General features: G+C 46.2%; 10 protein-coding genes. 8 read left to right on the plus strand and 2 right to left on the minus strand.

Annotation, left to right across the window (positions count from 1 at the left end):
- The 8 genes from R7Q09_RS18560 (at position 1) to yegS (ending at position 8,090) form a co-directional block, all read left to right on the plus strand.
- Complete coding sequence (locus R7Q09_RS18560; protein ID WP_104980597.1) at positions 1 to 963, plus strand: DUF58 domain-containing protein; 963 nt, start codon at positions 1 to 3, stop codon at positions 961 to 963.
- Positions 964 to 1,542 (plus strand): DUF4381 domain-containing protein, encoded by a 579-nt coding sequence (locus tag R7Q09_RS18565; protein ID WP_262642904.1) that lies wholly within the window; start codon positions 964 to 966, stop codon positions 1,540 to 1,542.
- A complete protein-coding gene (locus R7Q09_RS18570; RefSeq protein WP_213972725.1) occupies positions 1,535 to 2,605 on the plus strand; it encodes a vWA domain-containing protein in 1,071 nt (356 codons plus the stop codon). Before R7Q09_RS18565 ends, R7Q09_RS18570 begins: the two co-directional genes overlap by 8 nt.
- Positions 2,598 to 4,328, plus strand: a complete 1,731-nt coding sequence (locus R7Q09_RS18575; protein WP_213972726.1) for a VWA domain-containing protein — start codon at positions 2,598 to 2,600, stop codon at positions 4,326 to 4,328. The genes R7Q09_RS18570 and R7Q09_RS18575 overlap by 8 nt, the downstream gene beginning before the upstream one ends.
- A complete protein-coding gene (locus R7Q09_RS18580; protein ID WP_213968445.1) occupies positions 4,325 to 5,626 on the plus strand; it encodes a BatD family protein in 1,302 nt (433 codons plus the stop codon). Before R7Q09_RS18575 ends, R7Q09_RS18580 begins: the two co-directional genes overlap by 4 nt.
- Before the next feature lie 49 nt (positions 5,627 to 5,675).
- Positions 5,676 to 6,101, plus strand: a complete 426-nt coding sequence (locus tag R7Q09_RS18585; protein ID WP_318071084.1) for a bifunctional diaminohydroxyphosphoribosylaminopyrimidine deaminase/5-amino-6-(5-phosphoribosylamino)uracil reductase RibD — start codon at positions 5,676 to 5,678, stop codon at positions 6,099 to 6,101.
- Between the two features lie 172 nt (positions 6,102 to 6,273).
- Positions 6,274 to 7,179 (plus strand): LysR family transcriptional regulator, encoded by a 906-nt coding sequence (locus tag R7Q09_RS18590; RefSeq protein ID WP_005376541.1) that lies wholly within the window; start codon positions 6,274 to 6,276, stop codon positions 7,177 to 7,179.
- 8 nt (positions 7,180 to 7,187) lie between these two features.
- The gene (gene yegS, locus R7Q09_RS18595) at positions 7,188 to 8,090 is read left to right on the plus strand and encodes a lipid kinase YegS (protein WP_213874258.1); all 903 of its coding nucleotides are present in this window, start codon (positions 7,188 to 7,190) and stop codon (positions 8,088 to 8,090) included.
- Between the two features lie 81 nt (positions 8,091 to 8,171).
- Here yegS and R7Q09_RS18600 read toward each other — a convergent pair whose 3' ends face one another.
- Both R7Q09_RS18600 and R7Q09_RS18605 read right to left on the minus strand, forming a co-directional pair.
- A complete protein-coding gene (locus R7Q09_RS18600) occupies positions 8,172 to 8,507 on the minus strand; it encodes a YgiW/YdeI family stress tolerance OB fold protein (RefSeq protein WP_203345389.1) in 336 nt (111 codons plus the stop codon).
- Positions 8,508 to 8,522: 15 nt separating this feature from the next.
- Positions 8,523 to 9,170: an AcfA family outer membrane beta-barrel protein gene (locus R7Q09_RS18605; protein WP_203345390.1), complete on the minus strand. Its 648-nt coding sequence runs from the start codon at positions 9,168 to 9,170 to the stop codon at positions 8,523 to 8,525.
- Between the last annotated feature and the right edge of the window lie 76 nt (positions 9,171 to 9,246).

Consider the following 9,246-nt stretch of genomic DNA (forward strand, 5'->3'; position numbering starts at 1 on the left):
ATGGCTAAGCCAACTCTTGCGCCAAAATCACAGGGGATGGATCCCCGCTTGTACTGCGATTACGCTCGTTTAGTACGTCTGCAAGCACAAGCAGGATCATTCAGTTTACTTCCTCACCTAAAGGCGGGTAGCGTACTCTCTGGCCGACACAATTCGTTGTTTCGCGGTCGTGGATTGAACTTCGAAGAGCTGCGCCATTACCAATTGGGTGACGATATTCGTAACCTTGATTGGAAAGTTACGATGCGTACGGGTAAGCCGCATGTACGCAGTTATACAGAAGAAAAAGATCGCAACGTAATCGTGTGTGTCGACCAGAGAAGCACAATGTTTTTTGCTTCGACGCAAGTAATGAAATCAGTTGTCGCGGCAGAGATCGCAGCGATGTGTGGGTGGCGAGTATTAAAAGATGGCGACCGAGTCGGTTTTGTCATCGCATCCCAGCAGGCGTTGTTTCACAGCAAGGCACAGCGTTCGCAAAACGATCTTCTGGCGCAACTTAAACGTCTCGCTAAAGCCAATCAATCGCTCAATGTGGACTCCCGCAATTCCGAAAAAGTAACGTTCAGTCAATGGATTGAGCTTATTAAACGCATGAAGCTCAAGCAATCCACTTTGATTTTTATCAGCGACTGGAGCGACTGCGAGGAGCACCATCTTGATCACCTTAAACAGCTGCAACAGCACAATGATGTTCTCGCAGTGATGGTTAGTGACCCATTAGAACAAACGTTACCAGACGATTTGGCAAAATCGAAATGGGTGGTTGGTGATGGGCAGTATCAACTCAACTTAGACAGCAAAGCAAAGGTAGAAGTTGCGAGCGCAAAGCTTGAGGCTCGAACTAGCTTACAGCGTCAATCACTCTCTCAACTTATGGCGATGAAACACCTTCCGCACATCGAACTCGATACGACAGGTGAGCACATTAAACAATTCCAAAAACTGGTAGGAGGGCGTTAAATGAGTGATCTTCCTACGCCTCCGAGTACCTACATACTCAGAGAGCTGCATGATGTGGCTGTACCACCCAGCGTGAGTTGGTACCCGCAAACTATTGGCTGGAAAATTTTAGCGGCGGTTGTGCTCATTGCATTGGTATATTTCGCATATCGATTGGCTCGGCAATGGTGGCATAATCGTTACCGAAAAGAAGCTCTAATGGCGATTTCGCAAATCAAATCGAGCGACAAAGACATGCCAAAAGTATTGTTCTCTGTGCTTAAAGTAGTGCTGATTCATATTGATAGCCGCAACGCGAAATTGTTTGATACCGCCTTTCTGCGCAAGCTCGATGCGCTGTATCCGCAAACCGAAGATTCTCAAGCAAACTCGCTTGTGGTCTTTAACGATGAGCTTTCAAAGCGCTGGCTACAAAGTATTGTCGACCCAAGCGTTACGCTAACCAACGAAGATCGTGTAACGCTAATTGCTCGTGCGAAAAACTGGGTGAGTGAACACCGTGGTGATGCTCAAAAAAGCGCGGCAAAGAAATCACCACGATTGAAACGCAAAGCACATCAGGGAGGTCAACATGAATGATCTTCTTGCATCGATAACTGGTTTGTCTGGTTTTGAATTTGCTCACCCAATGTGGTTTCTGGTTTTGCCCTTGCCGTTGGTGGTGTACTACTTGGTGCCTGCATATCGCACTAAGCAAATGGCGATCAAAGTGCCGTTTTTTAGTCAGCTGGTGGAAGCGATTGGCGAGACGCCATCAGAAGGTGCAAGCCAGTTGACCCCGAGTTGGTGGCAACGAGCAACGTTAATTCTCTCATGGCTTTTGGTGGTGTGTGCGATGGCAAAACCCACCGTGTTAGGCGAGCCTCAAGTTCGCGAGAGTTTAGGTCGCGATGTGATGGTGGTGGTGGATCTTTCGGGCTCCATGGCCGAGCCAGATTTCACCTCACGTACAGGCGAAAAAATTTCTCGTCTTGATGCGGCAAAAGAAGTGCTGTCGGAGTTTGTTCAGTCTCGTAAAGGTGACCGATTAGGCTTGGTGCTTTTTGGTGATGCTGCTTTCGTGCAAACGCCATTTACCGCAGACCAAAAAGTGTGGCTCGAACTGCTTAACCAAACCGATGTGGCAATGGCAGGGCAGAGTACCCATCTTGGTGATGCGATTGGCTTAGCGATTAAAGTTTTTGAGCAAAGCGATAAGTCGCGTGGTGCTTTAGAACAAGACCAAAACCGTGAAAAAGTCGCGATTGTATTAACCGATGGTAACGACACGGGCAGTTTTGTTGAACCGATTGATGCGGCGAAAGTGGCGAAAGCCAAAGGCGTGAGAGTACACGTCATTGCGATGGGCGATCCGGAAACGATAGGTGAAACCGCGTTGGATATGGAGACGATTCATCGCATTGCGAAAGAATCCGGCGGTGAAGCGTTTAAAGCACTCAACCGTGATGAACTATCGGCTGCCTACGACGAAATTGGCAAACTGGAACCTCAACTTTACGAAAGCACTACATACCGCCCAAAACAAAGCCTTCATCATTACTTGATGGCGTTAGTGGTCATCATGCATTTGCTCGCGTTCAGCGTCGCAACACTCAAAAGAAAGGCTGTTACACGATCATCATTAGGAGAGAGCGATGTTTGATTCTCTTAGTTGGACGCAATTCTTTACGCAGTTTCATTTTATTCGACCACTGTGGTTACTGGCTTTGGTACCCATGTTTTTCTTGGTGTGGTTACGCTGGCGAGAAGAAAGCAAGCCAAGCTGGAAGGATATTCTGCCCGAACATTTACGCAATGCTTTGACGATAGGTGAGCGAGGCTGGCGTAAGCAACTGCCGCTTAAGCTCTTGATGCTGATTGTGTTCATCGCCATTGTGATTTGTGCAGGCCCAACATGGCAACGAGAATCTTCTCCCTTTGGCGAAGATAAAGCCTCTATGCTTGTGGTGCTTGATAACAGCGACTCGATGCTGCAAAAAGATCTCCCACCAAGCCGCCTTGAGCGTTCCAAACAGAAAATACGCGATTTGCTAGCCGCGCGAAAAGGCGGAAAAACGGGTTTAGTCGTGTTCGCGGGCAGTGCTCATGTCGCGATGCCTATAACTCAAGACAGCAAAGTATTTGACCCGTTTTTGGCGGCCATTACGCCAGAAATTATGCCCGTGCAAGGTAAGCTTGCCGAAAAAGCCTTGCCATTAATTGACCAACAATTGCAAGGTCAACCAGGCTCTACCGTTCTGTTGGTGAGTGATGGCGTTAATCCTGCCACGATTGAGCAATACCAAGCGTATTTCTCGGGCAAACCTTATCAACTGTTAATTCTTGCGACAGGGAACGCTGACATTGTGAGTAACAACCCAATGGATTTGGATTCTCTACAAAAACTGGCCAGCCAGACCAACGGTCGATTAATGGAAGTGACCGTCGATAACAGTGATATCGAGCAACTGAACCGATACGTTGAGCGCAATATGCAGCTTAATGGCGAATCTTCAATGCCTTGGAAAGACATGGGTTATCAACTTCTGTTTCCAATCGCGTTGATCATGATGCTGTGGTTTAGAAAAGGGTGGTTAGTGCAATGGTGTGTGATTGCGATGGTGAGCGGTACACTGTTGATGCCGACCAGTGCAATGGCGGAGAACATTTCTGTTAAAGCCGAGCAGCCACAAGTTGTGCAAAAAGTGACGACCTTCGACAAGGTGGCGCAATGGTGGTGGGATTTGTGGCTGACGCCAGACCAACAAGGACAGCGTTTGTTCAACCAACAAGCGTATTTAGAAGCTGCAAAACACTTTGTCGATCCATTACGCAAAGGCACGGCGTACTACTACGCTAGCGAGTTTGAGCTCGCGCACAGTGCGTTTTTGGAAATGCAAAACGACCCGTCCGAAGAGGTTCGAGATTACGGTCTTTATAATGCGGCGAGTGCATTGGCGCGTCAGCGTGAATATTTGGCTGCACGTGACTTGTTAAAATCCCTAGCCAACAAGCCAACGTTGAGCGAGAGGCTAAGACCGGATGTTGAGCATAACTTGAAAGTGATTGGTGGTATTGTAGAGGACATCAACCGGATGAGTGAGAGTCAGGCAGGAACGGAGCAAGAAGCATCAACCGAGCTAGGCGATAACCCTCAAACCGCAGAAGGGGCGGATGAAAAAACGTCAGCGGAGTTGATGATTAAAGAAACGTTAAGTGCAGACGACATCTTAGGTAGCCAAGAATTAGCCGACAAATGGTTAAAGCGAGTCGAAGCGGATCCTAAATACTTCTTAAATGCGAAGTTTCAGATTCAATTGCGTTCAATAGAAACCGGAGAATCAACCTCTACTGCGAACGAAAATACAGAGGAGGCGGTGCAATGATGAAAAGCCACCGTTTTACGCACTTTGCTTTACCCTTGTGGTTAGTTATCTGTTTCGGCTTCCTCCTGAGCAGTAGTGTGTTGGCTCAAGATATTCGTGACGTTCAACGAAAGCATGGAGTTGAGTTACAAGCGTGGGTTGGTAAACAACCAATGGCTGGAGAGAAGAGGAAAACACCAAGTTTTAGCGTCAATGAGCAAGTTATTTTAACCATCGAAGTGGCAACGCCGCGTTGGTTTACGGGTGGTACGAGAATTGGCAATATTGAAATACCCAATGTTATCGCCAAACAGCGTAATCAACTAGCAACCAACTTTACTGAGCAAAAAGAGGGACAAACTTGGTCGCGTCAACGCTGGGAAGTGACTTTGTATCCTCAAGCTTCTGGTGATTTTGTGATTCCACCTGTCGCAGTGGGCGTTCAGGTGTCTGCGCCGGACGGCGAGAAGGTGTCAGGCACACTTTACACGCAGCCGATTAAGTTCAAAACCGTATTGCCATCGGGCCTGCTGAGTGGTGAGACACCTTGGTTTTCTGCAACAGATGTAGAGGTAAAGCAAGAGTGGGAAACCTCCACTGAGTCACTCAAAGTTGGGGATGCAATCACGCGTAAAATCACTATTTCAGCTCAAGATTCACTTTCTGTGTTGTTACCAGACTTGCTGAAAGGAGAATCAACAACCCGTTACCAAGCGTATCCTCAACCGCACCGTCTTACGGATACGCAAACTCGTGGTGATTACCAGTCAACACGCACAGAAGAGAGCGTGTATGTGATTCAACAAGGTGGTGAATTAACCCTGCCAGATTATGAGTTCCGTTGGTGGAACAGTAAGACTCAGCAAGTGGAAACGGTGGTGTTAGAGGGCAAAACATTTGCCGCGAAGCACACGTTGAAATCCTTCATCAAAACGTATTTTGCATGGATTGTTTCCACGCTTGTATTGTTGGGTTTTGTGACTGTTTCATTGGTAGCCATTAAACGTTACTACCGCAACAGACCGACACCAGCATGGTTGACGTTCCACCGTTTGTTAAAGGCTAAACGTTGGTCTGAAGCAAGGACCGTATTGTACAAACAATTGCGTTTAAATACGGCAGAGCTGGAAATGACCAAAGCCGATTCGAGTGAATCGTGGCAAAAAAGTGCGTCGCGAATGCAAAATGGTGAAAATAGCGCTCATTTAATGAAGTCGATGTGGCGCAAGATCCAGACCAAACAACAACGCTTTAAATTCCGTATTCCACGAGCGTTACCAGAACTGGACAAAGTCATTGGAAGAGATGGCAATGAATAAAACGGGGCGCTAATATAGCGCCTCGTTTTTATTAGAGAATAGAGTTCAAATGAGCCAAGAGTTTATGCGCCGCGCATTGGAAGTGTCCAAAAATGCGCTTCCTGAATGTCAACCCAACCCGCCGGTTGGCTGCGTGTTAGTGAAAGACAATCAAATCGTTTCAGAAGGTCATACTCAAGCTATTGGTGGCAACCACGCGGAAGTAGAAGCGCTGAATGCATATCAAGGCTCGTTAGAATCGGTGACGGCATACGTTACGCTCGAACCGTGTTCGTTTGTAGGTCGCACGCCAGCTTGCGCGGTGACATTAGTGAAATCCGGTATTGGCAAAGTCGTCGTAGCCATGTTGGACCCAGATCCGCGCAACAGTGGTCGAGGTATCGATATTCTAAAACAAGCCGGTATTGAGGTAGAAATTGGTTTATGCGGCGAGGAAGTCAGCGAGTTTCTTACCCCTTACTTAGGCAAAGCCTAATCCAAGCTTTACGTTGCACTACGGTGCCAGTTTATATAGTGAATGAAGTGCGTCAAAATTGAGTTAAAACTCATTAAAACAAGCGATACCGCCCATTTATTGCACTTGGCTACGTGAAGGATCATGCTGTTAGATTAAAATAGAGAAAGTGACTTTTGAAAAATTTAATAGCATGAAACCGACCGACCTTAATCTTATCCCCATTTTCACTGCCATCTATGAAGAGCGTAACTTGTCTCGGGCGGCGGCGCGCTTAAACATCACCCAGCCTGCGGTGAGTAAAGCGCTAGCAAGGCTACGTGATATCTACGATGATCCATTGTTTCATCGTTGCGTTAAAGGTGTCGAGCCTACCTCGTTTGCGATGGATATTTATCCTGCTCTTCTAGCTTCAGTACAAAATTTCACTTCGACATTATCGGCCTCTAGTGAGTTTGACCCTAAAGTGTCGAATAGAGTGTTTTCTATTGCCTGTGTGTCCGTTGCAAGCTTTGAGTTGCTACCTCAAGTCATGAAACAAATCCGTGTGTCGGCACCAAATGTTGCATTAGAAGTACATCCGCTTTTTACGGAAGATTTTGAAAGTGATCTGCGGTTACAACGATACGATTTGATCATTGATATCACACCAAGAGCAAGAACGGTGCTAAAACTGGAAACTGTACTTACGGAGCGTTTGGTGGTGGTATGTAGCGAAGCGCATCCACGCCTGAATGACGAGATTACGGCTGAACAATTTTTTGAAGAAGAACACGTAGTGGTTTCGCAGTGGCAGAGTCGTAAGAGCTTGTTAAACGCCGATGACATTGTCGACTTGGATAAGAGAAAGATTAAGTATCGAGCCTCAGGCGTACTAGAAATGCTCCCAATTATTTGTGGTAGTGAATACATTGGTTTAATGCCAGAGTCGATGATCAACTTGTTCAATAACACCTATCATGTTAAATCTTTATCAATGCCATTTGATGAACAAATGTATGAGCTTTGTACAATCTGGCATCCTAGTCGCACAAACGACAGCGCCCATCAGTGGTTGCGTTCACAGATTAAGCAAGCAGGAAAAGTCATCAACCAATAGGAAGTGCAATGAAAAAGACAATACGTGCCATCCTTAACGGAAAAAAAGCTGGGAATTCAGAGTTAAGAGATGCAATCATGAAAATGAGAGAAAAAGGCATCGACGTACAGGTGCGTGTGACGTGGGAATCTCAAGACATGCCGCGGCTAGTGAAAGAAGCGGTTGATGAAGGCATTGAACGTATTGTTGTCGCTGGTGGCGATGGGACCGTCAATGAGGCGGCTTCTGCGATTATTCAAATTGACGAAGAAAAACGCCCTGAGTTAGCCATTATTCCCCTTGGTACCGCCAATGACTTTGCTACCGCTATTCAAGTACCTAATTCCATTAAGGCGTCTTTATCTCTTGCTGTTGAGGGGCAGTCCGCTTTGGTCGATTGCGTCAAAGCGAACGATCGCTGCTTTATTAACGTGGCAACAGCAGGGTTTGGCGCAGAAGTTACAGCAGAAACGCCTGTTGAACTCAAAAACTTTCTTGGCGGCGGAGCTTACACGCTAACTGGTGTTGTAAAAGCACTTGGCTTTAAACCATATGACGGAACAATAACGATTGAAGGTGGTGCGTATCAGGGAGAAATGTTGCTCGGTGCGTTTTGTAATGGGCGCCTTGCTGGAGGTGGGCAAGAGTTAGCTCCAAAAGCGATGATTAATGATGGGCTGATGGATCTAACATTGGTGCGCCCATTTTTACCTCATGAGCTGCCTAAAGTAATCGACGAGATCAATAACCCGAGTGAGAAAGGAGAGTTTGTGAAGTACACTAAAGCAAGCTGGTTGGAGATAGACTTCCCGAATCCATTGCCTCTTAATTTAGATGGGGAACCTTATCATTCGAGAACCATTAGATTTGATGTTCAGCCTAAGAGTATACGATTAGTCGTACCGCAAGATTGTCCTTGCTTGACTAGCTAAACGAGCGTTTTCCATGATTATTGCTTAACACAGCCACTAAAATGTGGCTGTGTTGTTTTTGTTGAGGTATTAGTCAACTTCTTAACGTTTTTGAATGGTCTCAACGTCTATCTGCGTAGCTGTCCAATCTGAATCAACCTCTCCTCGAATCATTACGGTATCTTTTGGTGTCACCTCTTGACCCATCCAATCTTCGTTGTCGATCTCTACTTCGATCTCACCAGTGTTGTCTTTGAACAAGTAAGTCTCGTTACCAAATGATTGGACAATATGCCCGGTTAGCACTACAGCGCTGTCGTCCGTTGCGTTGCGCGCCTCTTTCACCGTATTGATTGCACTGACTTCTGGACCATTAAACGCGGCGAAAGCCGAGCTTGAAAGTAGAGCAAGCATGGATGTTAACAATACTCTTTTCATTATCATCTCCTTATATTAGAAGTAATAAGTTGTGCCTACGTTAAAGGATGCAGTGTTTGCGTAGCTGTCTAGTTGGTATTTAGCGTTTGCGCCAATGGTGAGCTTTGGCAACACTTGGTATTCCGCGCCCACAGAGAACATTGCGCCTAACTCGTTGCTTTTCTCCGAGCTATGGAAAAGCGTGTTGCTTATTTCCACATCGTCATTCGCGACAAGCTCATATTCTTGATGTTGAGCAACCTTGGCGTCATATTGCGTGTAAGTTAAACCCGCTTTGAATTTTGTTGTCCATTTATCGCTTAATGCATAGCTAAACACTGGTGCTAGCGAGACTTGTTTGGCTGTGATAGAGGAATCCCAATCTATTTCATGATGGTAATCTTTGCCATCAATTGTCTTGATACCAAGGTTCTTAGAACGGCCGTCATCAAGGTCAAACTGGCTGTAACCTAACTCAATTGCCCAATTGTCATTAAACGAGTAACCGATAAAACCTGAGAAAATACCATCCTCAAGTTCTGGGTTAAGTGTTACATTTTCAGCTGAAAAGTGAGGTTCCAAGTCATGGTCAGTGGTGCCTAGTCCATATTCCAGACCTACATAAGGAGCCGCAGATACCGAAACTGAGCAGGTAACGAGTAACGCAAGAATGGTTTTGTTCATTTTATTTTCAGCCCTAAACCACCTACTTCAGTAGGTGGTTATCATCCGTTTCGGCTTTGCCTGTAAAACTACTCAT

This window comes from Vibrio sp. 2130-1 (assembly GCF_033339515.1).

Bases quoted from the DNA above. Each gene is read 5' to 3' on its own strand.
- R7Q09_RS18560 (WP_104980597.1), top strand. From the start codon at position 1: ATGGCTAAGCCAACTCTTGCGCCAAAATCACAGGGGATGGATCCCCGC.
- R7Q09_RS18565 (WP_262642904.1), top strand. From the start codon at position 964: ATGAGTGATCTTCCTACGCCTCCGAGTACCTACATACTCAGAGAGCTG.
- R7Q09_RS18570 (WP_213972725.1), top strand. From the start codon at position 1,535: ATGAATGATCTTCTTGCATCGATAACTGGTTTGTCTGGTTTTGAATTT.
- R7Q09_RS18575 (WP_213972726.1), top strand. From the start codon at position 2,598: ATGTTTGATTCTCTTAGTTGGACGCAATTCTTTACGCAGTTTCATTTT.
- R7Q09_RS18580 (WP_213968445.1), top strand. From the start codon at position 4,325: ATGATGAAAAGCCACCGTTTTACGCACTTTGCTTTACCCTTGTGGTTA.
- R7Q09_RS18585 (WP_318071084.1), top strand. From the start codon at position 5,676: ATGAGCCAAGAGTTTATGCGCCGCGCATTGGAAGTGTCCAAAAATGCG.
- R7Q09_RS18590 (WP_005376541.1), top strand. From the start codon at position 6,274: ATGAAACCGACCGACCTTAATCTTATCCCCATTTTCACTGCCATCTAT.
- yegS (WP_213874258.1), top strand. From the start codon at position 7,188: ATGAAAAAGACAATACGTGCCATCCTTAACGGAAAAAAAGCTGGGAAT.
- R7Q09_RS18600 (WP_203345389.1), bottom strand. From the start codon at position 8,507: ATGAAAAGAGTATTGTTAACATCCATGCTTGCTCTACTTTCAAGCTCG.
- R7Q09_RS18605 (WP_203345390.1), bottom strand. From the start codon at position 9,170: ATGAACAAAACCATTCTTGCGTTACTCGTTACCTGCTCAGTTTCGGTA.